Origin of the sequence: Rhodococcus sp. EPR-134, from assembly GCF_001647205.1 — a bacterium.
In the GTDB taxonomy this organism is placed as follows: Bacteria; Actinomycetota; Actinomycetes; order Mycobacteriales; family Mycobacteriaceae; genus Rhodococcus_F; species Rhodococcus_F qingshengii.
In genome coordinates this window covers 1-25,102 of the sequence record NZ_LVCT01000716.1, presented here as the reverse complement: position 1 = coordinate 25,102, position 25,102 = coordinate 1, and the positions used below count along the sequence as shown (strand labels likewise).

Here is a 25,102-nt window from a genome sequence, read left to right as displayed (position 1 = left end):
TAACTCGATGACCACTCTCGAACCAGACACCACGGCCGCGATCACGGCGACGGTTACCACCTACCTCGACGCCGTGGCTCGCGGATCGTCAGCGGACATCGCCGCCCTCTACGCCGAGAACGCGACGCTCGAAGACCCGGTCGGCAGCGAACCCCGCGTCGGCAAGGCCGCGATCACCGAGTTCTACGGCGCTCTCGAGGGCGGTTCGCAAGAGACGGAACTGCTTACCTTGCGGGTGAGCGGATCCAGCGCGGCCTTCCACTTCCGCGTCGTCACACCGGTGGGCGATCAGGTCTACGAGGTCGAACCGATCGACGTCATGACTTTCGACGAGGACGCCAAGATCACGAGCATGCGCGCCTTCTGGTCACCGGCCGATCTGATTGCACGCTGATGCGTCAGGTCAGTTGCCGCAACTGCGGAAATCGCGTCCTCGTCGAGAAGTACAGCGAAGCGCACACCAGCGTCCAATGGCTCGAAGAGTCGCAGGAAGTGTGCCCGGAGTTGGGTCGCGTGAACAGCCGTGCCAACGCTCAACGGACGTGTGGCGCTCTGCGCCAGACGATCAACGACCTTGCCGACGCCGGTGAGCTGGAGATGAGCCTGCGCAGCTACCCGGTGCCGGGCAAGCTGTCCTGAACGCTTCCGCGTAGCATTTCGGCGAACATGCGCGCCGATTCCAGGTCGTCGGCGTTCGGCCGCCCCTTCCGGATACCGCCGAAAGGCTTGAACGGGAGATAGGTATCCCACGCACGGGACGAGAAGGCTGCGACCACATCGAAGCCCTTCTGTTCGAGCAACTGAACCAGTGGACGCGAGAAGCGATGAATCCCCTTGTCAGGAAATCCACTGGTGGCGAAGACAAAAGCCTTGGATCGTCGTTCTTCGGGGAGTGCCTCGACGAACGAGCGTAAATCTGCGTGGTACGAGCGTAGGTAGATGCCGGAGCCGAACCCCACCAGGTCGTAGTCGGCGAGCTGCGCGGCGTCGATGTCACCGGGCTCGACCACGCGAGCATCGAGAACTTCTCCGATGACGTCGGCGATCAGCTTCGTATTGCCATGGGAGACAGAGGTACACACGATGATCGTCTTCATTGACTTCTTTCTTTCGTCGCAGCGTCTCCGGTGCTCTCTTCATTTGCGCGTACGTAGATCCAAGTGATGAATCCACCGCACATTGCAAAGATCACGGCGACAATCGAATACATGTCGAGGGGAAATCCAGTACAGATCAAGCCTGCAACAAGAACCATCGCACCAACAGCCAGACCCGCCGATACTTCCTTGGACATACGCACCCCTCCCCTGGCTTGTCACCGACAGTTCCAGGATAGAGGTCCCGGCGAAGCTACGGACAATGGTGGAGATGGGGAATGATGCCGGTATGTCAGCACGATTGAAGGGGCGAAGACGTGCGGTGAACGCGCTGCTCGTCGACGTCGAACGATGGGCCGCTGAGCACGATGACGTCAAAGCTGTAGCGCTGGTCGGGTCCTACGCGCGCGGCGCGGAGCGTATGGCGAGTGATCTTGATCTGATGATCCTGGCCGACGACGCGAACGCGCTCGCAAATGAAGACTGGTTCGACCGGCTCCGCCCCGACGCGCGATTCATCAGAGCCGCCAACTGGGCGCCAGTCCGAGAACGACGCTTCCGCCTACGGTCCGGTCTTCTCGTCGAACTGAATTTCGCGAGCGAGAGCTGGGCCGACCTTCCGCTCGACGCGGGCACTCGACGCGTCCTCGAAGACGGCCACCGAATCCTGTACGACACCGGGCCTCTTCGCGTCGCTACGAGCGCGGGAAGAACTGCTCGATGAGCACCAAGACGGTCTTCGAGACCTTGGCCGCCGAAATAAACGCGCTGCGCGGCTCTCCCGTCGTCGCGATCGACGGCGTCGACGGGAGCGGCAAGACGACATTCACGAAAAGTCTTGCAGCACAGCTGAATGAACGCCCCGCCATTGTGATTCACGTCGACGACTTCCTCAATCCGCCGGAGATTCGCCATCGCAGAGGTCGGCTGTCACCGGAAGGCTTCTGGCTCGACAGCTACGACTACGACGCCCTCGAGCGTCATGTTCTCGCCCCTCTGAGACCGGGAGGTGACCGCGAGTACCGACCACGACGGGACAGCGACGCGTACTTGCATGCAGCCGACGGAGCCGTGGTCCTCGTCGAGGGACTCTTTCTGCATCGGGACGAATTTGCTTCCCGATGGGACTATTCGATCTTTCTCGACGTGCCCTTCGAGATCACCGCCGAGCGAATGAACCTTCGCGACGGAACGAACGCGGATCCGGAACACCCGTCGATGAACCGTTATGTCGGCGGCCAACGTCTGTACTTCGCGGCTGCAGAGCCCTGGACCCGCGCGGACAGTGTCATCGACAATTCAGACCCGAAACTGCCTCGAATCACGACACATGCCGCCCACTGGAGTTGGTAGTCCTCATCGCCGGCCCCGCGTTTCATCGGTGCGCTGTGGATGTGAATTGGAAGGTTGCGGCATCCACGATCTCAGCGGGCGTGATGTCGATTTCGCCGTTGAGCCAGGCCGTCACCAATTCGGCCAGGCCGCCCACGAACAGTAATCCGTTGATCTCACCCTGATGGGGAGGCCAAGCTCGATCGCCGTACAAGAGCGCAGCCTCGTCGGCCACCATCTGCGCGAACCCACGCAGCGCTCCCCGCCGGTGAGTGCGCAGCGGCTCGTAAGCCACCGACTCGACCATCGCGACACGCCCTTTTCGAGGATCGTCCGTCAGGATGTTGACGAACGAAGCAATGGCGCTCCGCACGCGCTCCTCCCGTGTCCCCTCGGTCGTTCGGAGTGCAGCCATTCCGGCCACGCGCACCTCGTCGACGATTCCGTCGAAAACCTGCTGGAGGAGTTCGTCCCTGCTGGCGAAACTCTCGTAGAAATATCGCTCTGTCAGCTTCGCATGCGCACAGATGGCGGTCATGGTGGCACCCTGCCTGCCCGCGGCCGCAAACACGTCCAGTCCTGCTGCGAGCAAGCTTTCACGCCGAAGCGCGGCCCGCTGCTCACCACTCAGACCGGCATATCGACGGGGTGTGGGAGAAGCCATGAGTCGATCTTGACAGACGACGCGACTGTGACGCAGACTACCCCCATCTGACAGGCGCCACTGTCAGATGCAAACGGAAGGCAGGTACGTGATGTCGAAAATCCTGGCCGCTCCACCCATCCGGTCGCAGTTGCGTCCCATCTCAGGCAATTCGGGATTACCCGGAATAGGGCAAACTTTCGAATACATCCGCGACCCTCTCGCTCTGATGCAAAAACGCTGGGATCGTTACGGCGAGGTCTCGTGGTTCTCGATGGCCGGTAGACGGTGGGTCGCAGCCCTCGGACCCGACGCATGCCAAGAAGTTCTCCAGAACAAGGACCGCGCTTTTGTCAACAGCGACGGTTGGTCAGTGCTCATCGGTCCCTTCTTCCACGGGGGTCTGATGCTTCTCGACTCCGAAGAGCACCTACGACAACGACGCATCATGCAACAAGCCTTCACGAGATCGCGTCTCGAAAAGACCGTGGACGTGCTGAATCCCGCGATCGCCTCCGCGCTCGACGCCTGGACTCCGTCCGATGGCTTCCGCGCCTACACCGCTCTCAAAGCTCTCACACTCAACCTCGCGACCGACATCTTCATGGGCGGCGCGGAAGGGACCACTGACAACGAAATCGACTCTGTGAAAAAAGCTTTCGTCGATTGCGTGCAAGCTGCAACCTCGGTGATCCGTTATCGAGTTCCCGGCACCAGATGGAAGCGCGGCCTCGACGGGCGCCGAACCCTCGAAAACTTCTTCCGCCGCTACCTACCTGCGCGCCGTTCACGCGAAACCGACGACCTGTTTTCCGTTCTCTGTCACATCGAATCAGACACCGGACAGCGCTTCAGCGACGGCGAGGTGATCGATCACATGATCTTCCTGCTGATGGCCGCACATGACACCTCCACCATCACCATCTCGACAATGATGCAATATCTCGGCCAGAATCCTCAGTGGCAGAACAGATGTCGGGCGGAATCACTCGCACTGAGTACGTCGACGCCGAGCTATGCCGAACTCGACCAACTCGCCGGCTTGGACCTGGTGATGAAAGAATGCCTCCGACTCGTCGCTCCCGTGCCGGTCATGGCTCGCCGAGCGGTGTGTGACACCCAGATACAGGACCACTTCGTACCCGCTGGGACCTACGTGTCAGTGGTGCCACATTTCACTCACCACATGCCGCAGTACTGGCCCGACCCCGAACATTTCGATCCCGAACGTTTCGCGGACCACCGACGTGAAGACAAGGTGCACCGGTATGCCTGGGAACCGTTCGGTGGAGGCGTGCACAAATGCCTCGGCATGCACTTCGCCGGCGTCGAAATCAAAGCGATCATGCACCACCTGCTCACACGCTTCGATTGGCAGGTCGCGCCCGGCTACACCGCCCCTCTCAACTACATGTCCTTGCCGTTCCCCTCCGACGGACAGCCGATCGATCTGAAACCACTCACGACTTCTCATGACCGGTAGCGACCGAACAGACGTCAGGATCAACTCGCACATGACTACCGGCACAGACGCTTTCGAAATCCAGAGGAAAACATGAGCACTCGGCCTGCCCGAAACCGGCATGCACGCGCTGCTCCGAAACCAGAGGTCGTCGCAGCGGCGGAGTTCCTACTCGCAGAATCCGACGCCCATGTCTTCCGTCGCCGCTATCTCGAACTGCTCACCCACACCACAGCACCGGATGGCGCAACCGTCACGGACTACACGGTCGCCGAAAGGTATCTACTCAACTCTGCAGCAAAGAGACGTGCTGCGCGGCGCCCGGCCAATCCTTAGCCACGATCGCCGGTCGGGCAGCGCTCGCGGCGAACGTCGAGAACCTCGGCACCGGTTTCACGAATTCGTCGTGGGGTAACGACGAAGAATAGAGTGCGCTGCCTGGGTGACGGCGGTGCGATCGTAGGTTTGCACGAAGTCGAAGGTCCGCTCGAGATCTGGACCGTTGTCATGAAGATCTCGCGCCGACAGCATCGCCGCATGGTGCGGTCCCAGAGTGACGACCGTCCACTCGTTGACGAGATCATCACCCGGGTCGAGCGGCGCGTGTTGAACTTTACCGTCGAGCATCACGGACAGTCCGACACCGTAGACACCGGCAAACCCTACGGTGTCGGCGAGGTGACGCCACCGTGCTGTTGTGGATGCGGTGAAATGCTCGGCTTGTTGAAAGGTGCCCAGAACAAGCATCGAGGAACCCGATGTGGCGGCTTGCGCTTCGAGGGACTTGCTCAGTTGGATCAACAGACGCTTGGTACCGCGCCGGATCCGGCTGTGAGCAGACACGATCGAGTAGGGAGTGCCCACCTCGGGGATGGGATCACTCCACACCGGACTGTCGGGCATCGCGACGACCGGTTCGGACAACAGTGAACTCGGATCGTCGACTGCGGGATACAACTCACCCGTTCCGTATGTGGCTCCGATGGTGATTGCGGCAAGACGGGACGATTCCGAGTCGACACCCTCGGCAAGGATAATCGCGTTCGATCGCTCGACGTAGGCGCCGAGCGCGTGCACCGTCGTTCCCACTTCGAAATATGCTGCCTTGGAAAGCAATTCAGCGGAAGTGATAATGATGTCGGGTTCGACCAAAGACAGAAGTGTCGCCGAGTGCCTGTCGATGCCGACACCGTCGAGTGCAATCAGACGCCCGCCCGCGCGGGCTTCTCTGATCACTGCCAGAGAGTTGTGGGGATCGGTAAGCACCGATGCGCTGTCAACCGTGATGACGATCCGTTGCAGATTTCTCGTCGCTCCTTCGATACCAGGAGCGTTCAGAGCTGCTCGGGAAGCCGAGTCGACTGCCACCAGCAACGGCAGGCGATCCGCGACGGTGCATGCGAGTGCAGTACGGGACATGGCCAGTTTGTGACTGTCGAATTCCGAGCGTTGCTGCATCAATTGCGAGGCGCGACGGAGGGCATGCGCCGAACACAGAGAGGAATTGTCAGGCCCACGCAATTGCAACTCGGCGCCTGCAAGTGCGTGGTCGTCGAGGCGGCGTATCGGTGCGAACTGCATGCTTACTTCCAGACCAATCACATCGGAGAACTGGGTGATCGGAGAATTCGACGATGTCGAACCGTTGCTGGTGTCATACGCCATGGTGTGGCTCTTCACTACGAGTCGGGACCACCAAGCGTTCATGCGGCCGGACGCGTCGATGGCAGCGCCGGCTGCTCGACACCGAACGAGACTACCGCAAATCTCGGCGCAACCCGGTGACGACAACCTGATCCCGCGCCGCAAAGTGCACATCGACACGCAGATCAGACCAGATACCAAGTCAACGCGTATCGAGCACTGCTCACTTCACATCGTTCGTGGGAGTTGTTTCCGGCTCAAGCACCGAGAGCATCAGCGGTCGACGTGGCAACGCCCGCAATGAGTTCGGAGGCGCCGAGAGCCTGAAAGATCATGAAGACCGCTCGCGTCGGGGCAAACAAGCGAATGCGGTTGTTGCCACGCCCCGCAGCATCGACAACGGCATTCGCCACTCCGGACGACATGAAGGTCACGCCGGAGAGATCGACGTGAATATCGGTTCCGACCAGGAGAAGTCGGTCGAGCGCGTGCACCAATTCCACCCGCTGACCCATGTCCAATTCTCCGGCAAGTCTCAGTACCGCATACGAAGGGGTGTAGCTTTCCACGTCGATACTGTACCGATGCCCTTCTCGGCCGGCGCTGTCAAAGAGATCGAGAACATTTGCAGCTGAAGAACGTTCGTTGATCGTAGTCATGAAAGCCTCTTGTCTGGACTCGGCGTGCCCCACCGCCCGAATCAGCGATGAATCACTGTGCGTCGGATAACCAACCGTGTCGGTCACTGCGTTCCAGACGAACTCTGCCACCGGCAGGTTTCGCCGACACAACCACATCTATAACGCTAGGGTCTCGAAAACGTCACAGCGCGATATCGCACTTTTGGCGCCACCCCCGACGCACTGAACCGCTACCTCGCCTGGCCCCCGACGTGCCTGCGGGGCGACGTCTCTGCGGCGTCGACCACTGGCTTTCTCGCTCATCGGGAAGGTGGGTTCGCCGCACCACCATTCCGCAATACCTTCTGTGACATGGATAACATTGTCGACGTACTCGTCATCGGATCGGGCGCTGCCGGATCGGCCGCAGCGCTCCAAGCGCACGCCGACGGCGCATCGGTCGTGATTCTGGAAAAGAGCGGACCTGATTCCGCGGGCGGCAACACTCGACTGTCCGGCAGTGGATGGTTCGTCAACCAGGACCCCGCTGCCGCCCGAACCTTCCTGCGTTCGTTGAACGGGGAGTTCCCCGTTGCCGAGGACGTCATCGATGCCTGGGCCGAGAACACTCACGGACTGTCCGACTGGATCCGCAGTCTGGGTGCAACTGTAGCGATGACCGGCGATTTCCATTCCGCGGCAGAGTTCGCCGAACTTGACGGAAGTTCTTGTTACGCAGGGATGGACACCGTCGAAGGGAAGATGGGCAATGAACTTCTCTACCGGTTCCTCGTCTCCGCTCTCGCTGAACGCGGCGTCACAACACTATTCGACACCGAAGCCACCGGACTGCTGACGGATGAATCCGGAGCGGTGACCGGAGTCGAGATCCGTTCGGGTGAAAAGACTTCGCAGATCCAGGCACGCCGGGGCGTCATCCTTGCCACCGGAGGATTCGAAGCAAATCCGACGATGGTGCGCGACTACTTGCGTCTGGAGAATCCGAAGATCTGGGGCTCACCATCGGCAACCGGCGACGGTCACCGCATGGCACAGGCCGTGGGCGCCGATCTGTGGCACATGAACAACATGATGACCATTACGGGAATTCCCGGCGACCTCGAAAATCCGACTGGATTCTTCCTCGCACTGTGGAACGCGCACAACTATGTGTTCCTCAGCCGGGAAGGTAGACGCTTCACCGACGAGTCAGCCGAAATGCGGCATGGTCATGTGTTCAGAGAGGGTTCTTACCAACACTTTCCGGTGCAACCGATGAACGTCGTCTTCGACGAGACGATGAGGTTGGCCGGACAGCTGAGCCCCGGCCGCGACGCACTGCCCGTCGGCCACAGGGTTCTCGACGAAGGGTACGAGTGGAGCTCGGACAATCAAGCCGAGATCGACAAGGGATGGATCCTAAAGGCGGACACGCTCGCCGAACTCGCCGAGAAACTCGGACTGGACCCAACAGTCGTGGAAACGAGCGTGCGACGCTACAACGAGGCGTGCGCGGACGGCATCGACCATTCGTTCGGCCGCAATCCCGAAACTTTGGCCCCGGTGGCTACCGCTCCGTTCTACGCCGTCTCCGGGTCGCCACTGCTGGGATGGAGTAGCGGTGGGCCGCGCCGCGACGGTCATTCCCGCGTACTCGATACTGCCCGCAATCCAATTCCTGGCCTCTACGCCGCGGGCGCGGTCAGTTCCACCTACAGCGCGGCCAAGGACGGCGGATTCCACATTGCCGACGCCTTCGCATTCGGCCGTGTCGCCGGGGCCCATGCCGCCGCGCGTAAAGCTTGATATCGCCGGCCTTTCGACTGACTAGCCACGCACGATTACGTGGCTGGTCAGTTGTGGTCGATCGTCACGCAGATGAATCCTCTGCGCCGGATGAAACCGGGATTCGTACCGGGACGCTATCGCCTCGGCCGTCCCGTAATAGCTCACATCGCGCGGACGTCCCTTCGCACGCCGCAAGGACTCGTCGAAGCTTGCTTCAACCCAGATTCGTAGGTCGAACTGATCTCGCATCAGTCCGCGAAAAAGCAGCACTCCCTCGACGATCACAATGGCGCGATCCGGGACTCGTGGCTTCGACACCACAGATTCGTCTGTCTCCGGATCAGTCGAGACGTAGGAAATTTCGGTAACTTCGGCCAACCGTAGCGGCACCATCACACGGCTACTCAGGTTCGAATAGTCGTACGCATCCTCGAGATACCCACGCACCGTGTCAGGATCTTTGTTCCGTACCGCTTTCGCAGTCGAGAACTCGTCCCCATGGATCATGATGAAGTCATGGCCCGACTTCGAGATACCGGCAGCCAACTCGTCCGCGATCGTCGATTTTCCGGAAGCCTCGATTCCCGAGATCCCGACAAAAGTGCGTCCGGCCCGATCTTCGTGGCAGCGCACGACGTGCTCGACTAGAGAACCCGAATCATCCGCGCCGAAGGTCTTCTGCCGATTCACACCCGAGCAGCCTTGACCTCGTCGAAGAACGCGATGACGGCTGCCTCGTTCTCCGGCGGAACAGTCAGCGATGCCCGTGGACCCGCTACCGCGATCGAGTCGTCGGCGAGCCTGTTCCCGATGGTGAGTTTCAGTCCCGACTTCGACGGTTTCGCCTTCACCGCAATGTGTTCGACATGCCAACGAGCCACTTCGCTCGTGCTCGCGGCGGTGCGGTCGAAGACCTCCACCGTGCGGTGGTCGAGGACCATCACGATGTTGGTCCCGACGGTGACTTCCAGATAGCGCCGTTCCGCCACGGTATACGCCTTTCGGTTAGGTGAAACCGACGCTACACACCGTGGCGGAACTCAGCGTGTCAAAACCTCAGCTGTTCAAGATTTCAGCTGTTCAAGATTTCAGCTGTTCGAAACCTCAGCGGGACGAACTTCCTGCATCCACCGGCAGGGCGACCGACGTGATGTAGCGAGCCTCGTCGGAAGACAGGAACAGAGCAGCGTTCGCTACGTCCACCGGTTCGATCCACGGAATGGCGAGCATGTTCATCGTCATCGCTGCGGCAGCAAATTCTTCGCGCGTCGGGTTCTCGAGATCGGGGCGGAACTTGCCGCGCACCAACGGGTTTTGAATCATGAGGGTGTCGACGTTGGTGGGATGGACCGTATTGACGCGTACGTTGTGCGGAGCCAGTTCCTTTGCCAGCGAACGCATCAGACCAACGACTCCATGCTTGGCTGCGGTGTAGTGCGCGACTCCGACCAGCCCCCGAAGTCCGGCGATGGAGCTTGTGAGTGTCATCGATCCCCCGCCCCGCGCGATCAAGTGCGGAGCCGCGACGGTCGTGGTGTGCCACACGCCAGTCAGATTGACGTCCAGCATGGTCTGCCACATCGTTTCCGACATGGTCAGGGCCCCGTCGGAGGACGTGATACCAGCTGTAGCGCAGACGATGTCGAGGCCACCGAGCGTTCCGACGGCCGAGTCCACGGCACTGCGTAGTGCCTCGAGATCCCGAACGTCCACTACCGCAGATTCGACCTTTCGCCCCAGCGCCCGGATCTGCGCCACTGTCTCATCGAGATCGGCCTCCGTCGCGGGCGGCGTGACTGTGGTTTCCACCGAAGTGCACACGTCGACCGCGATGATGTCCGCGCCCTCTTCGGCAAAACGCACGGCCTGAGCCCGCCCGATTCCTCGTGCCGCACCCGTGATCAGCGCGATCTTGCCTTCCAATCGAGAAGTCATCAATTCACACTTTCTGGGTCAGGCCGGCGTCGACAATCAACTGACAGCCGGTCATGTAGCGGGACTCCGCGGATGCGAGAAACAGGACCGCATTACTGACGTCCACCGGATCGACCCAGGGAACGGGCAGCAAGTTGCGAGCGCTGAGCACTGCAGCAGCGTCTGCTTCGGTGGGATTCTCGATGTCCGGGCACAGGTTCGCGAACACTCGCTCGTTGATGATCATCGGGGTACGTACCGAACCCGGATGCACGGAGTTGACGCGGATACTCTGCGCCCCCAACTCGTTGGCCAGCGTTCTGGCCAGGCCCACCACGGCATGCTTGGCTGCGCTGTAATGACTTGCTCCGGCAATACCTTTGATTCCCGCTGTCGAGCTGACCAGAACGACGGATCCACCGTCGCCGAAGTGCGGAACGCAGGCCTTGACGGTGTGCCACGCCCCGGTCAGATTGACGTCCAGCGAGCGGTTCCACACTGCAGGATCGATGGTCCACGACGGTCCCGGCGTGTCGTACACACCTGCATTCGCGACCACGACGTCCAACCCGCCGAGTTCGGTAACGCACTCGGCCACGACGGCGGCCAGACCGTCGAAGTCCCGAATATCCGCCACACCGGTCACCGCGATACCGCCTCGATCACGCACTGCCTGAGCGGTTTCCGCCAACCCCGATTGTGCCTGTTCGACATCCAACGCGATCACGGACGCGCCTTCCTCGGCGAGCCGCTCACAGTGTGAGCGTCCCATTCCTCCGGCAGCACCCGTCACGAGTACCCGCTTGCCCTCCAGCCGGCTCATGCGTGCACCGTGCTGTTCAGTTCGAAGCCTCGGTATCCCGCTGCTGCCACGTCTGCACAGATGTCGGAGTAGACACCGAAGCCTCCGATGAAGGGCATGAATATCCTCGGCTTTCCCGGGATGTTGGCTCCCATGTACCAGGAGTTCGCGGATGGGAACAATGTTGCCGACGCCCGGCGTGAGCACTCCTCGAGCCAGTTGTCCACGGCTTCGGCACTCGGCTCGATGGTGTCGATCCCCGCCGAATCGAGGTGGTTGATCGCGTCGGCGATCCAGTCGACGTGCTGTTCGGCAGCGAGAATCATGTTGGACAGCACACTCGGGCTGCCCGGCCCGGTGACGATGAACAGGTTCGGGAAGCCGTGAACTCCCAAACCAAGATAGGTTCTCGGACCCGCATGCCAGTTCTCTCGCAAGGTCTCGCCGTTGCGGCCACGGATCTCGATGCGATCGAGTGCCCCGGTCATCGCATCGAAACCGGTGGCGAACACCAATGCGTCGAGTTCGTAGTGCGAGTCGGTCGTCTTGATCCCGGCCTCGTCGATTGCCTCGATCGGTGCGCTCTTGAGATCGACCAGGCTCACGTTGTCACGGTTGTAGCTCTGGTAGTAGTCGGTGTCCGTCACGATCCGCTTGGTCCCGATGGGGTGGTCGTTCGGGATCAGCAGGTCGGCGATCGCCTGATCTTCGCCCCCCGATCTGATCTTGGCCTCGGCAAATGCGGCCGCCGTCGCGTTGGCGTCGATGTTGCTGGTCTGGTCTGCGAAGGTTTTGGCGAACAGAACACCGCCGAGCTTCCACCGCTCCTCGTAGGCCGCGTTCCTCTCGGCCTCGGACACCTCGAGCGCGCTGCGAGGATCCGAAACGAACGGAGATCCACCGCCACTGCGCTTGGACAGCGCTCGACGCTCGGCGTAGTCGGCCTTGATCTCTGCGCGTCGTTTGTCATCGAGAGGCGTGTTTCCCGCCGGCACACTGTAATTCGCGGACCGCTGGAACACGAAGAGGTGATCGGCCTGCTCGGCGATCAACGGAACGGACTGGATGCCCGACGATCCGGTGCCGATCACTCCCACTCGCTTGCCGGTGAAATCGACGCCCTCGTGCGGCCAGAAGCCGGTGTGGAAGACCTCACCGCCGAAAGTCTCGCGACCTGCAATGTTCGGAACGTTCGCGGTCGAGAGGCTGCCCGTGGCGCACACCACGAACCGCGAGGTGACGTCATGACCACCGTCGGTGTGCACTCGCCACGTCGACGAGTCCTCGTCGAACTGTGCGCTCAGGACACGGGTATCGAAAGTGAACCCACTGCGTAGGTCGAAGCGATCGGCGACGTGATCGAGGTAGGACAGGATCTCCGGTTGCGCGGCGTACTTCTCGCTCCAGTCCCAATCCTGTTGCAACTCTTCGGAGAACGAGTAGGAGTAGTCGAAACTCTCGACATCGCAGCGTGCGCCCGGGTAGCGGTTGAAGTACCACGTGCCGCCCACTCCGGAGCCCGCCTCGAAGCCGTGGACACGCAGCCCCTGCTCGCGAAGTCGGTGCATGGCGTACATGCCGGCGACGCCGGCGCCGATGACTACGACGTCGAGTGGTGCGGTAGAGAAGTCAGGATCGGTCATGGTGGCCACGCTACGAGTGGGTTGAATGGTAGAGGAACAGGTTCTCCCGCTGGGTGGGCGGAGAGCGCTGTGTCCACCGATCGGGGGACAGCGATGTCGTCCAGCACTCGGACCCGTAGGTGGACAGACCCGAAGGGATTTCGGGGCCATAGTTGTCTCATCACAGAAACACACGGTCACCGAGACCGACAAATCGAGGAGAACATGATGAGCACCAACACAATTCGACCTGAAGCACTTTCCTTCTCCGGCCTCAGCATGGCAGCTCTGGTTGCCCGCTCCGCCGGTGCGAACACGGTGAAGTCGATGACCGACACATCCGTCACGACGGCGATGATCAGCAATTCGGGTCGCGGGGCCCTGTATCTGGTCGACGCATCCAACCCGAACGGCGACTGGGTCGTCCCGCCGGCGGACTACATCCTCCCCAACATGAACGTGAACGTTGTGGCCACGAGCAAGAACCAGAACGACTTCCCCATCGTGCTCACGTACCGCTCCGACGACGGTGGAGTGTTTGTCTTCAGTGCTACCAACTCGAAGACCAGGGCGGATGCCGGAGGTACGTACGCCCCCGACAGCCACGACGTCACGGTGACGATGACCTCGGGTTACCCGGCCATGAACGTCACGTACGTGCTTCGGTGACGCTTGCTCACTCCAACAATCCCTGCCGCATTGCAGCGGCGACGGCGGCGCCTCGATCGTTGACTCCGAGTTTCTCGTAGAGGCGCTGCACGTGAGTTTTGACGGTGGAGGGCGCAAGAAAGAGTTGTGAGGCGATGACCGGGATGCTGGCGCCCTGCGCGATCAATCCGAGAACCTCACGTTCGCGGGCGCTGAGCGTCGGACCGGACGGTTCACTACGACGCCGAACCTCTCCTACCAATCCGGCGGCGATACTGGGCGGCAACACATCTCGTCCCGCAGCACAGTCGAGCACGGCGCTCACGATCTCGGCGCGAGTCGATTCCTTCGGCAGGAATCCGGCAGCACCGGCTTGCAGGGCCTGGTACACGACAGACGATTCGTCGTGAGCGCTGAGCAGAAGCACACGCGTCGGAAGTTCGTCTCGAACGACTGCGGCGGCGACCTGAGTTCCATCCAGGTGCGGCATCCGGAAGTCGAGCAGCGCGACCTGCGGGCGTAGTTCGCGGATCATTGCGAGCGCTGCTGCGCCGTCGTCGGCCTCGCCCAGGACGTCGATGCTGTCACTGCCGGTCAGAGCCCGAACCACGCCCTCACGGAACAGTGGGTGATCGTCGCCGACCACCACGGAAACCTTGCCGGCCAGCGGCTTCGTGCCTTCGCGCATTGCTCACTTTCTCACGCCCGTACCAGCAATGCGAGCACTTACGCCTCCCCCGATCGGGGGACAAGAGATTCAACCCCGCCACGGCCCCGTCGGCGGACATACAGCAGCACTCCTTCGCGACAAGATTGATTCATCGCCGAGAACGGCAACCACACACCATCCCAGGAGCAGACATCATGCGTACCAACACCACTCGCTTCGTAGCAGTCACCGCAATCGCCCTCGCTGTCGGCGGAACCGCACTGGGAACCGCAGCGATCGCCAACGCCGGCACTATGCCCACCGACGGCCCGACGGTTGCCATGACCATCACCAACAACACCGACAACCCGATGCTGCTGGACAGCGCGTCCAACCCCTACGGACAGTGGATCAACGGCCCCCGCTCCTACCTGGCCCCGCACACCCCCGAGATCGTCACCGCCTACAGCAGCGATCCCCGCGGTATCGGTGTCGACGTCACCTACAACGTCGCCGACGGCGTCCAGACGGTCATGGCTGCCAACAACTACGTCGGCAACCCCACCCTCGACGGGACTCGCATCATCGGCGACCCGACGCACGTCATCCTCACCGACTACATGGCCACCGGCTACCCCACGATGAACGCCTCCTACGACGTCTTCACGCAGAACTGAACCAAGCGTTGATGCAACCACGAACTTGATCCGCTACGGCCCACGACCCGGTATCCGCATGGATGTCGGGACGTGGTGTGCGCTGACCAGCTCAGACGCGTTCGACCAACACGCAGCGGGCGCCACTGAAGATCGTGGGCATGCACTTGTTGCAGTGGATGCACAGTGATTGGGTATCGGATTCGGCCGCGATCCGATTGATCAGATCCGGTTCTCTGAGCAGCGCCCGTGCCATGGCGACGAACTCGAACCCTTCCGCCATTGCGGTATCCATGCCCGCTTTGTCCGTGACACCCCCGAGCAGCACGAGCGGCAACTTCACCGCAGCACGAATCTGCCGAGCCTCTTCCAGCATGAACAACGGCTTGTACGGATAGGTATGCAACATGCTCTTCCCCACCAACTGCACACCGAGTCGAACAGGTTGCGGCATCGCCGCGGCGAACTCGCGGATCGGCGCATCGCCCTTGAACAGGTACATCGGGTTGAGCAGTGAACTGCCCATCGTCAACTCGAGCGCGTCGACGCTTCCGGATGCTTCGAGCCACTGCGCCACCTGGATTGCTTCGTCCACCCAGAATCCGCCTGGCACACCGTCGTCCATGTTCAGCTTGGCCAAGATCGCGACCTTGTCACCGACGGCATCGCGCACACTGCGTGCAGTTTCGAGTACGACGCGAGCCCGGTTCTCCAGCGATCCGCCGTAGGAGTCCTTACGACGGTTGAGTTTCGGGCTCAGGAACGAGCTCGCGAAATAGTTGTGACCGAAGTGGATCTCGACGGCGTCGAATCCTGCCTCGACGGCAAGTCGCGCAGCGCTCCCGTGCGCGGCCGCAATTCTGGTGATGTCCGCTGTCGTGGCAGTGCGAATCATCCTCATGCTCAACGGATTGAACGAACTCGACGGTGCCAGCGCGGGCAGTCCGGTCGACTTCTGATTCGCCACGGGACCGGCATGGCCGAGCTGCGCCGACGCAGCAGCACCTTCGGCGTGAATGGCATCGGTGAGCCGCCGAAGCCCGGGGAGGGCATCGGGCCGCATCCAGAGCTGGCCGTATTCGGTGCGCCCTTCCGGTGCGACGGCGCAATACGCGACGGTGGACATCCCGACTCCGCCGGCGGCTGGGCGACGATGGAACTCGATCAGCTCGTCGGTGACCAGGGCGTCGGGAGTTTTGCCTTCGAATGTCGCGGACTTGATGATTCGATTTCGAAGGGTCACCGGGCCGAGCTTCGCCGGGGCGAGCACGTCGGGAGCAGTGGTCATCGAGTTTGCCTCTCGCGGGAGTTGTTTGCAGGACGGTAGATCGATGGCCCCGAGCCGGCTAGGGCCCGTGCCACGGAGCGGGAAACGGCTTCAGCCCGGCCGAGGTGGCCGGGCTGAAGCCGTCATTGCAGGTCAGACGCGTCCGAAATACGCATCCTTGAGCACTGCCAGGTCGTCGATGTCCTTGGCATCGGCGTCGAGAACCACCTTGCCGATGTCGAGGACCGTGACATGATCGGCGACGCTCATCGCGGCCTCGACTGCCTGCTCGACCAGTAGAACAGCCAGGCCGGTTTCCTTGAGTTGTTGGACGCGGTCCATCACCTCACCGACGATCACGGGAGCGAGACCGCCCGAAGGTTCGTCGAGAAGGAGCAACCTAGGCTGCGCCATCAGCGCTGCGCCGATCGCGAGCATCTGCTGCTGACCGCCCGACATGGAACCGGCGGGAAGCGAACGCTTCTCCCCCAGGATCGGGAACATCTCGTACATCGATTCGACGGATTCCATAAGCTCGCCGCGCTTTGCCTTGCGGGTGTACCCGCCCAGCAGGAGGTTCTGCTCGACGGTCTGCTTGTGGAAGACCCGCTTGCCCTCCTGCACGTACGCCATCCCCTGTCGTACCCGTTTGTGCGCGGGGACTCCGGTGATGTCGGCGCCGTCCATCTCGACGGTTCCGGAGGCCACCTTGTTGAGGCCGGACAGGGCACGGAGCGTGCTCGTCTTGCCTGCGCCGTTGCGTCCGAGCAGGGCGGTCACCTGACCGGGATAGACGTCGAACGAGACATCCCAGACGACGCGCAGATCGCCGTACCCGGTCTGCAAGTTTCGGACCTTCAGAATCGGTTCCATCACTTCACCTCACTGGTCTGATGGTCTACCGCGCCGATTTCTTCGAGAAGTGCTTCTTCGTCGCCGGACTTGACTCCGAGGTACTCGCTCAAGACGCGTGGGTGATGTTCGATGGTTGCCGCATCGCCGGTGGCGATCACCTGCCCTTGCGCCAGCACGACTATCTCGTCGGCCAGCGAGAGGACGAGGCGGAAGTTGTGCTCCACCAACACCACTGTCGCCCCGGCATCTCGCAGTACCCGGATCAGATCTGCCAGGCGTTCGAGTTCGTCCTCGTCGAGTCCGGATGCCACCTCGTCGAAGAGGACGACCCTCGGTTCGGCGATGACGGCGCGAGCAACCTCGAGCATGCGACGCATCCCCAGGGGCAGCGACGTCGCGATCTCGTTGCGCAAGTGCGACATCCCCACGAGTTCGAGGACACGCTCGGCCTCGACGATGTCGGCCTTCGCGATCCTGCGGAAGCTGGGCAGGCGAAGCACAGCCGACGCCATCGACGCTCGGTGCACCGAATAACGTCCGGATGCAACAGCTTCCAGAACCGTGATGTTTTCCGGAATCGTCGGAGTTTGGAACGTGCGCGCCACACCCACGCGCGCCACCTTGTGCGGCGACGACTGCGAGACCACCGTGTCACCGATCGTGATCACGCCCGCATCTGCGGTGTAGAAGCCGCAGATCATGTTGAGCATGGTCGTCTTACCCGAACCGTTGGGTCCGATCAACGCGGTGACCTTACCGGCCTCTGCGGTCAGGGTTGCCGCATTGAGCGCCTGGTTGCCACCGAACGCTTTGGACACTCCGTCGACCACCAACCGTGCTCCGTTGATCGGCGCCAGTTCCGGTGTCCCACCGCTGTTTTCCTTTGCGGTGACTACGCCCAGGCCGGCCTTGCGATCGAGTTTCGAGACGATCGCTCGCCCGACCTTGGTCAAACCCCTGGAGAGAAGCACACCGCCGATGATCAGGAAGCCGCCGTAGAAGATCAGCGAATACTCCTGGAACGCCGTCGACTGGTTGGGACCGAGCTGCATGATCGCGGCACCGACCACGGCGCCGTACACACTTGCCGCACCGCCGAGGATCGACGCCGCCAGAACTGCTGTGGCAAAGGTGAACCCGAAGGCTTCCGGCGAGATGAACAGGTCGGTGTTGGCGAACAGCGCACCCGCCAGACCGGCGGGGAACGCACCGATGGCATAACCGAGCAGCTTCATCCGGAACACCGATACACCCTGCGACGACGCCAGAACCGGCGACTGCTTGAGCGTGCGGAACGCGATGCCGTGGCGCGAGACCACCAGGTTACGCATCACCGCGAACCAGAGCACGGTCACGACGACGACCACCATGTAGTACTGCTGGGTGTCGAGTTCGGAACCGAAGAACGTCGGCGGCTCCATACCGGTGAGGCCGTTTCGGCCGCCGGTCTTGCCACCGAAGATCGCCAGTACGTCCGGTACCAGCAGAACCAGGAAGAACGACGTCATCGCCAGGGACCAGTTGCCCAGGCGCAGACCGGGAACACCGGTCAGGATTCCGACCGCCAGTGCCACTGCTCCGGAGGCAGCAAGCTGGAGCAGAATGTCGGTGTGACCTGCCTGGGACATCAGACCCGCGGTGTAGGCACCGGCCGCGTACATCGCGGCCTGGCCGAGTGCCAGTTCACCGGCAAAGCCGAGGCTCAAGTTCAGGCCACTGACCACAAGTGCCAGGATGCAGGCCAATTGAATCTGACGTGATGGCGACAGGTCGAGTCCCATCACGGGCAGCAGCAGGATCACCACGGCCAGGACGAGTGGGATGATCCAGCTCGGTAGGGAACGGAAAGTCCGCCACGCACTTACCATCTCACACCACCCGTTCTCGGACATTGCCGAACAGTCCTGCCGGTTTGACCATCAAGATGACGATCAGCACCGTGAAGACGGCGATATTGCTGTACTGACTTCCCGCCCACAGGGCGGTGAACGATTCCACCAGGCCGACGGTCAGACCGCCGATCAAAGCGCCAGGCAGAGAGCCGAACCCGCCGATCGCCAACGCCACGAATCCCTTGAGGGCCAACGCTGCACCCAACGTCGCAACTGCAAACGTCTTGGGACCGACGAAGAGTCCGAGGACACCGGCCAAGGCACCCGAGAAGGCAAACGCTCCCAGCGCCAACCGTCGTACGTTGACTCCTCGCAGCATCGCCGCTTCACGATCCTCGGAGATGCCGATCAGAGCCAGACCCGTCATCGTTTTCTTCGAGACGTAACTCAACCCGACGACCAGTGCGATCGCCGCAACCAGCAGAGCGATCTCGACCGGGTAGGTGCGGCCGCCGAGCAGGGTGATCGGTTCGTTCGATCCGAAGAACGGAACCGTGAGAGGTTCACTACCCCAGATCAATTGAGTGGCGCCGTTGAGCAGAGTTGCGACACCCAACGTCGTGACCAACTGGTTCTGGTGATCGGCCACCGGTCTGATCGCGACGATCTCCTCGACCGAGGCGAGGAGCATCACGGTCACGGTAGCCATGACGGCCACCACGAGAACGGGGAGTTTCAGGGTCACCAGACCCGTGTAGGCGACAAAGGTGCCCACCATCATCAGCTGAGCTTGAGCGAAGTTGAATGTGTTGGAGGAAACGAAAACGATGTTGTACCCGATGGCAACCAGCACGTAAACCGCGCCGAGCGCCAATCCGGACCACAGAATGGTCATGACGCAGCCGGGTTTCCGAACTGACCGTTGAGGATCTTCGTCGGGCTGATGAACTTCAGCTCGCTGGTGTCCGGGTTCGGGCCGTGGTTGTCGGAGCTGAAGTTGTAGCGCGAGAGGAATGCGGTCTTGGCATTCTCCTGGACCTCAGTGGTTTCCAGTGCTTCGGCGAGCTTCTTCGGATCGGTCGAACTGCCGACCTTCTCCGCTGCCGCCGCGACGAGGGGGAATGCGTCGTAGTTGTCTGCGAGGATCAGCGTCGACGGGATGGAGCCCAGCGAAGCCATCGTGTCCACCATCGTGTTGACGAGTGCGTTGTTCGGATCGAACACCGTGCTGCTGAACACCTGCGTCACCAGGTTCTTCACCTGCGGGGTGCCGAGCACACCGGCCGGCGGATCATTCGCGATCAGGTTGGTGGCAGACACCGAGGTGTTTCCGACCAGCGGCACGTCCCAGCCGAGTCGCTCGAGGCTTTGCAACACGTATCCGAGAGGAGCGCCGTACGCATCCAAGGCGATTGCCGCGGCACCCGAATTCTTGAGCGACTGCAACTGCGCCGTCATGTCCAAAGCGGCGGCGTCGTACTCCTCGTTACCGGCGGCCTTCAGACCTGCGGATTGCAAAGCACTGGTCATTTCTTCGCCGAACAGCTCACCGTAAGCGGTGCTGCCGTGCAAGACTCCGACGCTGCTGTAACCCTTGGACTTCGCGTACTCGGAAATTCCGCGAGCGGTATCGGTCGCACCCGGAGCCAGATCGAAGTTGAGCGGGAACTTCGAGGGGTCCGTCGAATCGGGCGAGGGAGCCATGCTCATCGAGAGAATGTTGTTCTGCTTGAGGATCGGCAGAACCGCAGCCGCGATCGACGACGGACCCGAGTTCAGGTAGAGGTCAGGCTTGTTCCCCGAATTGATGGCTTCGCGCAGCTTGGTGACGGCGATGGTTGCGTCACCCGCGTCGTCCACCGTAGTGAGCTCGATCTGACGGCCACCGATCCCCCCGGCTTCGTTCTGGACCTGAACGCCCGCCTTGGTGGCGAGCAGCGAGGTCTGCGAATTAGCCGCGAGGACTCCCTGTGCACTGATCCCGCCGGTCAGCAGCACACGGTAGGGCGAGTCCGCACCTCCGTCGGACTCCGAAGAACCACTGCACCCTGCAAGAGCCAGAGCCGTCACGGCAACTGCCGCAACAAGAATGGGCCGACGATTCATGTCTGCACTCCTAGAACACATGTATGCACCGAACGTCAGGCGAATACCTGACGAAAGAATGATCGGCCGGTGGACGTGCCTGATTTCGAGCACCAGCCAACCAAGCGACCGCTTGATGATCTAGCAAGCAGTTGCTTGGGATGGAGCATAGAATGTGATCTGGATAACGTCAAACGCTGAAAAGTGGAGTCATGGAAGCGGACGCTATGCACATTGAGGCGGCGTCGACAGATCTCTTCCCGCTGGGTGGAAACGCCGAAACGGCTCCACGCCCTGGCGGATTCGACGAAATGAATCCGACAGGGCGTGGAGCCGTTTGTGTAAAGGTCCGACTATCTCTGGTTGCGGGGCTTCCAGACCACCAACGCGTTGTTGCGCGGAATCGGCACGAGATCCCGGCGATAGCCCGCATGGACTTTCGCGATCTCCTCGGCCAATTCGCGGACGCGATGCTGCAGAGCCTCGACCTGGTTGGTCAGTTCGATGATTCGTTTGATTCCGGCAAGGTTGACTCCCTCGTCCTGCGAAAGCCGTTGTACTTCACGAAGAAGCGCAACATCGCGCGGGGAGTAGCGTCGTCCGCCACCGGTGGTTCGATGCGGGGTGACCAACCCGAGTCGGTCGTAGTTACGCAAAGTCTGCGCGTGCATTCCGGCCAACTCGGCTGCTACCGAGATCACGAAGATCTGAGCGTCAGGATCGACCGTCGCATCCCATTGATTCTGCGGTCGCTCTGTCATCATGCACCGGCCCACCCGGCCCGTGGATCGAACCCGCTCGCCTTCTCGGCTTCGAGATAGGTTTTCAGCGCTTCGATCGCCGGGTCGTCCAACTTCTGCGGAACGGATACCTTGACCGTGACCAGAAGGTCACCGGCACCGTCCGGCCGCTTGGGGATACCGCGTCCGCGAACTCGCAGAATGCGTCCGTCCACCGTTCCAGCCGGAACCTTCACTCCGACACGGCCTTCCAAAGTCGGCACGGACAGTGTCGTTCCCAGCACCAGCTCGCCGTAGCTCACCGGAACCGTCAGTGTCAGGTCGTCGCCGTTGCGTCCGAAGACACTGTCCGGCTTGACGCGGATGTTGACGAACAGGTCGCCGGCCGGAGCGCCGCGGAGTCCCGCTTCGCCCTTGCCCTTGAGTCTGATCTTCTGACCGTCACTCACACCGGCAGGCACGCGAACCGTGATGGTCCGTGTGCGATTGGTGACGCCGCTACCGTGGCAGTCTTCACACGGCGAGTCGATGATCGAGCCGGTTCCCCGGCAATCGTCACACGGCTCACTGAATCCGAAGGCGCCCTGGTTCCGGCTGACCACGCCGGTTCCGTTGCAATGTGGGCACACTCGCGGGCTGGTGCCTGGCTTTGCGCCGCTGCCGTGACACGTGGTGCACGACGTAGGGCTGGTCAGACGAAGAGGGACGGTGACACCGAGCGCTGCTTCACGGAAGGCGAGCGTCGTCTCGGTCTCGAGATCCTTGCCTCGACGCGGGCGGCTGGGCGCAGCTGTTCGCTGGCCCGCTCCCCCGCGGTTGAACAATCCGCCGAAGATGTCTCCGAGACCCGAGTCCTGCCCACCGGCCCCGCCGCCGAACAGGTCGTTGATGTCGAAACCACCAGCGCCGGGGTTGAATCCGCCGCCGCCCTGCGCGCGGGGGCCGAAGCCGCCGCTGGCAAAGAGGCGCCGAGCCTCGTCGTACTCCTTGCGCTTGTCCGGATCAGACAGAACGGCATGAGCTTCACTGACGGACTTGAAACGCTCTTCGGCCTTCGCATCGTCAGGGTTGGCGTCGGGATGAAGATCCCGAGCCAGCTTGCGATACGCCTTCTTGATTTCGTCGGCCGTCGCGGTGGACGAGACGCCCAGCTCCTTGTAGAAGTCCTTCTCGATCCACTCCCGTTGACTCACTGGGCGTCTCCTCCTCTCACTGTTACTTCGCTTCTTGTTCTGAACCGTCTGCAGGCTTGTCGCCTACCCGGTCCGTCACGGCCACCATTGCGGTCCGAAGGACCCGGTCGCCGAGCTTGTATCCCTTGCGCATGACCGTCCCGAGTACCGGGTCGTGGCCTTCGCCTTCATGTTGCACCGCTTCGTGGAGCGCGGGATCGAAATCGTCACCCTCGCTACCGAAGTCGGTCAAACCCAGACCCGTCAGGGTCGTGTTGAGTTTGTCTGCGAGTGCACGCAGTGGACCCGATTCGAGGTCACCGTGTGCCCGAGCGCGATCCAGGTCGTCGAGAATTCCGATGAGCTCGGTGATGACCGAAGCCCGCGCGGTTTCCTTGATGACCTGCTTGTCACGCTCGACGCGACGACGGTAGTTGGTGAACTCCGCCTGAAGTCGCTGCAGATCCGCAGTCCGTTCGGCGAGCTGATCGGTGGCGGATGCTTCCTCCACGATCGACTCTGCTTCCTGAACTACCCCTGTGTCTTCCGAGTCGAGCGGCGGCAGGGATTCCCCCGCCGCCTCTCCCTGTGCACCGGTCTCGGGGTCGACCGGGTTGTTCTCGGGGTTGTCCGAGGTCACTTCTTGTCCGAGTCGGTGGGCTCGTCGACAACCTCGGCGTCGACGACGTCGTCGTCATTGCCTGCGCCGTCGGTGTTTCCGGCCTCGTTTGCAGCGGAAGCCTCGTAGATGGCCTGGCCCAGAGCCTGCGACTCGGTGCCCAGCTTCTCCACTGCGGTCTTCACTGCAGCGATGTCGGTGCCTGCCAGGGCGTCGTTGACGTCCTTGACCGCTGCCTCGACCTTGGTCAGGATCTCCTCGGAGACCTTGCCCGCGTTCTCACCTTCACGCTGCTCCTTGACGAACTTCTCCGTCTGGTGGACCAGCGACTCGGCCTGGTTGCGAACCTCTGCCTCTTCGCGACGGGCCTTGTCTTCCTCGGCGTGAGCCTCGGCGTCCTTGACCATGCGCTCGATCTCTTCCTTGGACAGACCGGAGCCGTCCTGGATCTTGATCGTGTTTTCCTTGCCGGTGCCCTTGTCCTTCGCCGTCACGTGCACGATGCCGTTGGCGTCGATGTCGAAGGTGACCTCGATCTGCGGAACGCCACGCGGGGCGGGCGGCAGATCGGTGAGCTCGAAGGAGCCGAGCAGCTTGTTGTGCGAAGCGATTTCGCGCTCACCCTGGAAGACCTGGATCTGCACCGAAGGCTGGTTGTCGTCAGCGGTGGTGAAGGTCTCGGAACGCTTCGTGGGGATCGTGGTGTTGCGCTCGATGAGCTTGGTCATCACGCCACCCTTGGTTTCGATGCCGAGGGAAAGCGGCGTGACGTCGAGGAGCAGAACGTCCTTGACCTCACCCTTGAGCACACCGGCCTGGAGTGCGGCGCCGACGGCGACGACCTCGTCCGGGTTGACGCCCTTGTTGGGCTCACGGCCACCGGTCAGTTCACGAACCAGATCGGAGACGGCCGGCATACGGGTGGAGCCACCGACGAGCACGACATGGTCGATGTCCTTGACGGCGATTCCGCTGTCCTTGATCACTGCCTGGAACGGCGCACGAGTGCGATCGAGCAGGTCCGAGGTGATCTTCTGGAACTCGCTGCGGGTGAGCTGCTCGTCCAGGAAGAGCGGGTTCTTGTCCGCGTCGACCGTGATGTACGGGAGGTTGATGGAGGTGCTCTGCGAGCTGGAGAGCTCGATCTTCGCCTTCTCCGCAGCCTCACGCAGACGCTGCAGGGCCATCTTGTCCTTGGTCAGATCGATGCCGTTCTGAGCCTTGAACTTGTCGACCAGCCAAGCGACGACGCGCTCGTCCCAGTCGTCGCCACCGAGGTGGTTGTCACCGGAGGTTGCGCGAACCTCGACGACACCGTCGCCGATTTCGAGCAGGGAGACGTCGAAGGTGCCGCCACCGAGGTCGAAGACCAGAATGGTCTGCTCGGTGTCACCCTTGTCGAGTCCGTATGCCAGTGCAGCCGCGGTGGGCTCGTTGACGATACGAAGGACGTTGAGGCCGGCGATCTGGCCGGCTTCCTTGGTTGCCTGACGCTGTGCGTCCTCGAAGTACGCGGGGACGGTGATGACGGCGTCGGTGATGTCTTCGCCGAGGTAAGCCTCCGCGTCACGCTTGAGCTTCATGAGCGTGCGGGCGCTGATTTCCTGCGGCGTGTACTTCTTGCCGTCGATTTCCACGTTCCAGTCAGTGCCGAT

The 25,102-nt window shown here is 61.8% G+C and carries 29 protein-coding genes; 9 read left to right on the top strand and 20 right to left on the bottom strand.

What is annotated here, in order from left to right; genetic code table 11:
- Positions 1-7: 7 nt before the first annotated feature.
- Complete coding sequence (locus tag A2J01_RS30975) at positions 8-394, top strand: nuclear transport factor 2 family protein (protein ID WP_003944423.1); 387 nt, start codon at positions 8-10, stop codon at positions 392-394.
- On the top strand, positions 394-639 hold the full coding sequence (locus A2J01_RS30970) for a hypothetical protein (RefSeq protein ID WP_003944366.1): 246 nt from the start codon (positions 394-396) through the stop codon (positions 637-639). Before A2J01_RS30975 ends, A2J01_RS30970 begins: the two co-directional genes overlap by 1 nt.
- Here A2J01_RS30970 and A2J01_RS30965 read toward each other — a convergent pair.
- A complete protein-coding gene (locus tag A2J01_RS30965) occupies positions 612-1,097 on the bottom strand; it encodes a flavodoxin family protein (protein WP_007726729.1) in 486 nt (161 codons plus the stop codon). The genes A2J01_RS30970 and A2J01_RS30965 overlap by 28 nt on opposite strands.
- On the bottom strand, positions 1,094-1,294 hold the full coding sequence (locus A2J01_RS30960; protein WP_064114257.1) for a hypothetical protein: 201 nt from the start codon (positions 1,292-1,294) through the stop codon (positions 1,094-1,096). Before A2J01_RS30960 ends, A2J01_RS30965 begins: the two co-directional genes overlap by 4 nt.
- 92 nt (positions 1,295-1,386) lie before the next feature.
- On the opposite strand from A2J01_RS30960, the gene A2J01_RS30955 reads away from it, so the two are divergent.
- Complete coding sequence (locus A2J01_RS30955) at positions 1,387-1,821, top strand: nucleotidyltransferase domain-containing protein (protein ID WP_231916152.1); 435 nt, start codon at positions 1,387-1,389, stop codon at positions 1,819-1,821.
- On the top strand, positions 1,818-2,450 hold the full coding sequence (locus tag A2J01_RS30950) for an AAA family ATPase (protein WP_064114256.1): 633 nt from the start codon (positions 1,818-1,820) through the stop codon (positions 2,448-2,450). The genes A2J01_RS30955 and A2J01_RS30950 overlap by 4 nt, the downstream gene beginning before the upstream one ends.
- 22 nt (positions 2,451-2,472) lie before the next feature.
- Here the strand turns inward: A2J01_RS30950 and A2J01_RS30945 are convergent, their stop codons facing one another.
- The gene (locus A2J01_RS30945) at positions 2,473-3,093 is read right to left on the bottom strand and encodes a TetR/AcrR family transcriptional regulator (RefSeq protein ID WP_054827522.1); all 621 of its coding nucleotides are present in this window, start codon (positions 3,091-3,093) and stop codon (positions 2,473-2,475) included.
- A 91-nt stretch (positions 3,094-3,184) separates the two neighbouring features.
- Here A2J01_RS30945 and A2J01_RS30940 point away from each other — a divergent pair, with 91 nt between their 5' ends.
- Both A2J01_RS30940 and A2J01_RS30935 read left to right on the top strand, forming a co-directional pair.
- Entirely contained in the window at positions 3,185-4,555 is a 1,371-nt protein-coding gene (locus A2J01_RS30940) for a cytochrome P450 (RefSeq protein ID WP_007726721.1), read from the top strand.
- A gap of 72 nt (positions 4,556-4,627) precedes the next feature.
- Positions 4,628-4,870: a hypothetical protein gene (locus tag A2J01_RS30935; protein WP_064114255.1), complete on the top strand. Its 243-nt coding sequence runs from the start codon at positions 4,628-4,630 to the stop codon at positions 4,868-4,870.
- A gap of 57 nt (positions 4,871-4,927) precedes the next feature.
- Here A2J01_RS30935 and A2J01_RS30930 read toward each other — a convergent pair whose 3' ends face one another.
- Both A2J01_RS30930 and A2J01_RS37130 read right to left on the bottom strand, forming a co-directional pair.
- Positions 4,928-6,199, bottom strand: a complete 1,272-nt coding sequence (locus A2J01_RS30930; protein ID WP_082900991.1) for an EAL domain-containing protein — start codon at positions 6,197-6,199, stop codon at positions 4,928-4,930.
- Positions 6,200-6,435: 236 nt separating this feature from the next.
- The gene (locus A2J01_RS37130; protein WP_231916151.1) at positions 6,436-6,747 is read right to left on the bottom strand and encodes an STAS domain-containing protein; all 312 of its coding nucleotides are present in this window, start codon (positions 6,745-6,747) and stop codon (positions 6,436-6,438) included.
- A gap of 423 nt (positions 6,748-7,170) precedes the next feature.
- On the opposite strand from A2J01_RS37130, the gene A2J01_RS30920 reads away from it, so the two are divergent.
- Positions 7,171-8,604, top strand: coding sequence for an FAD-dependent oxidoreductase (locus A2J01_RS30920; RefSeq protein WP_054187130.1), 1,434 nt, complete (start codon positions 7,171-7,173; stop codon positions 8,602-8,604).
- 21 nt (positions 8,605-8,625) lie between these two features.
- Here the strand turns inward: A2J01_RS30920 and A2J01_RS30915 are convergent, their stop codons facing one another.
- The 5 genes from A2J01_RS30915 to A2J01_RS30895 form a co-directional block, all read right to left on the bottom strand.
- Complete coding sequence (locus tag A2J01_RS30915; RefSeq protein ID WP_003944437.1) at positions 8,626-9,276, bottom strand: hypothetical protein; 651 nt, start codon at positions 9,274-9,276, stop codon at positions 8,626-8,628.
- The gene (locus A2J01_RS30910) at positions 9,273-9,575 is read right to left on the bottom strand and encodes a hypothetical protein (protein WP_007726715.1); all 303 of its coding nucleotides are present in this window, start codon (positions 9,573-9,575) and stop codon (positions 9,273-9,275) included. The genes A2J01_RS30915 and A2J01_RS30910 overlap by 4 nt, the downstream gene beginning before the upstream one ends.
- A gap of 115 nt (positions 9,576-9,690) precedes the next feature.
- Entirely contained in the window at positions 9,691-10,521 is an 831-nt protein-coding gene (locus A2J01_RS30905) for a mycofactocin-coupled SDR family oxidoreductase (RefSeq protein ID WP_007726714.1), read from the bottom strand.
- Positions 10,522-10,525: 4 nt separating this feature from the next.
- Positions 10,526-11,323 carry a mycofactocin-coupled SDR family oxidoreductase gene (locus A2J01_RS30900; protein WP_054827520.1) on the bottom strand — a complete coding sequence of 266 codons (798 nt, stop codon included), beginning with the start codon at positions 11,321-11,323 and terminating at the stop codon, positions 10,526-10,528.
- Positions 11,320-12,945, bottom strand: a complete 1,626-nt coding sequence (locus A2J01_RS30895) for a flavin-containing monooxygenase (protein ID WP_064114262.1) — start codon at positions 12,943-12,945, stop codon at positions 11,320-11,322. Before A2J01_RS30895 ends, A2J01_RS30900 begins: the two co-directional genes overlap by 4 nt.
- A 207-nt stretch (positions 12,946-13,152) precedes the next feature.
- On the opposite strand from A2J01_RS30895, the gene A2J01_RS30890 reads away from it, so the two are divergent.
- Complete coding sequence (locus A2J01_RS30890; RefSeq protein ID WP_047269511.1) at positions 13,153-13,593, top strand: hypothetical protein; 441 nt, start codon at positions 13,153-13,155, stop codon at positions 13,591-13,593.
- A 7-nt stretch (positions 13,594-13,600) separates the two neighbouring features.
- Here A2J01_RS30890 and A2J01_RS30885 read toward each other — a convergent pair whose 3' ends face one another.
- Complete coding sequence (locus tag A2J01_RS30885) at positions 13,601-14,260, bottom strand: response regulator (RefSeq protein WP_003944425.1); 660 nt, start codon at positions 14,258-14,260, stop codon at positions 13,601-13,603.
- A gap of 176 nt (positions 14,261-14,436) precedes the next feature.
- Here A2J01_RS30885 and A2J01_RS30880 point away from each other — a divergent pair, with 176 nt between their 5' ends.
- The gene (locus A2J01_RS30880; protein WP_064114253.1) at positions 14,437-14,898 is read left to right on the top strand and encodes a hypothetical protein; all 462 of its coding nucleotides are present in this window, start codon (positions 14,437-14,439) and stop codon (positions 14,896-14,898) included.
- Between the two features lie 91 nt (positions 14,899-14,989).
- Here A2J01_RS30880 and A2J01_RS30875 read toward each other — a convergent pair whose 3' ends face one another.
- From A2J01_RS30875 to dnaK, 9 genes are all read right to left on the bottom strand, one after another.
- Entirely contained in the window at positions 14,990-16,165 is a 1,176-nt protein-coding gene (locus tag A2J01_RS30875) for an NADH:flavin oxidoreductase (RefSeq protein ID WP_054827517.1), read from the bottom strand.
- Between the two features lie 132 nt (positions 16,166-16,297).
- Complete coding sequence (locus tag A2J01_RS30870; RefSeq protein WP_003944438.1) at positions 16,298-17,017, bottom strand: ABC transporter ATP-binding protein; 720 nt, start codon at positions 17,015-17,017, stop codon at positions 16,298-16,300.
- Positions 17,017-18,867, bottom strand: coding sequence for a branched-chain amino acid ABC transporter ATP-binding protein/permease (locus A2J01_RS30865; protein WP_064114252.1), 1,851 nt, complete (start codon positions 18,865-18,867; stop codon positions 17,017-17,019). Before A2J01_RS30865 ends, A2J01_RS30870 begins: the two co-directional genes overlap by 1 nt.
- Position 18,868: 1 nt before the next feature.
- On the bottom strand, positions 18,869-19,726 hold the full coding sequence (locus tag A2J01_RS30860; RefSeq protein WP_007726703.1) for a branched-chain amino acid ABC transporter permease: 858 nt from the start codon (positions 19,724-19,726) through the stop codon (positions 18,869-18,871).
- Positions 19,723-20,937 (bottom strand): ABC transporter substrate-binding protein, encoded by a 1,215-nt coding sequence (locus A2J01_RS30855; RefSeq protein ID WP_007726702.1) that lies wholly within the window; start codon positions 20,935-20,937, stop codon positions 19,723-19,725. The genes A2J01_RS30860 and A2J01_RS30855 overlap by 4 nt, the downstream gene beginning before the upstream one ends.
- A 332-nt stretch (positions 20,938-21,269) precedes the next feature.
- On the bottom strand, positions 21,270-21,680 hold the full coding sequence (locus A2J01_RS30850; RefSeq protein WP_003944355.1) for a heat shock protein transcriptional repressor HspR: 411 nt from the start codon (positions 21,678-21,680) through the stop codon (positions 21,270-21,272).
- Entirely contained in the window at positions 21,677-22,849 is a 1,173-nt protein-coding gene (gene dnaJ / locus A2J01_RS30845; RefSeq protein WP_064114251.1) for a molecular chaperone DnaJ, read from the bottom strand. The genes A2J01_RS30850 and dnaJ overlap by 4 nt, the downstream gene beginning before the upstream one ends.
- A gap of 22 nt (positions 22,850-22,871) precedes the next feature.
- Positions 22,872-23,468 (bottom strand): nucleotide exchange factor GrpE, encoded by a 597-nt coding sequence (gene grpE, locus A2J01_RS30840; RefSeq protein ID WP_003944430.1) that lies wholly within the window; start codon positions 23,466-23,468, stop codon positions 22,872-22,874.
- Positions 23,465-25,102 (bottom strand): molecular chaperone DnaK (gene dnaK, locus A2J01_RS30835; RefSeq protein ID WP_064114250.1); only part of this gene is annotated, 1,638 nt, incomplete at its 5' end. The genes dnaK and grpE, both read right to left, overlap by 4 nt.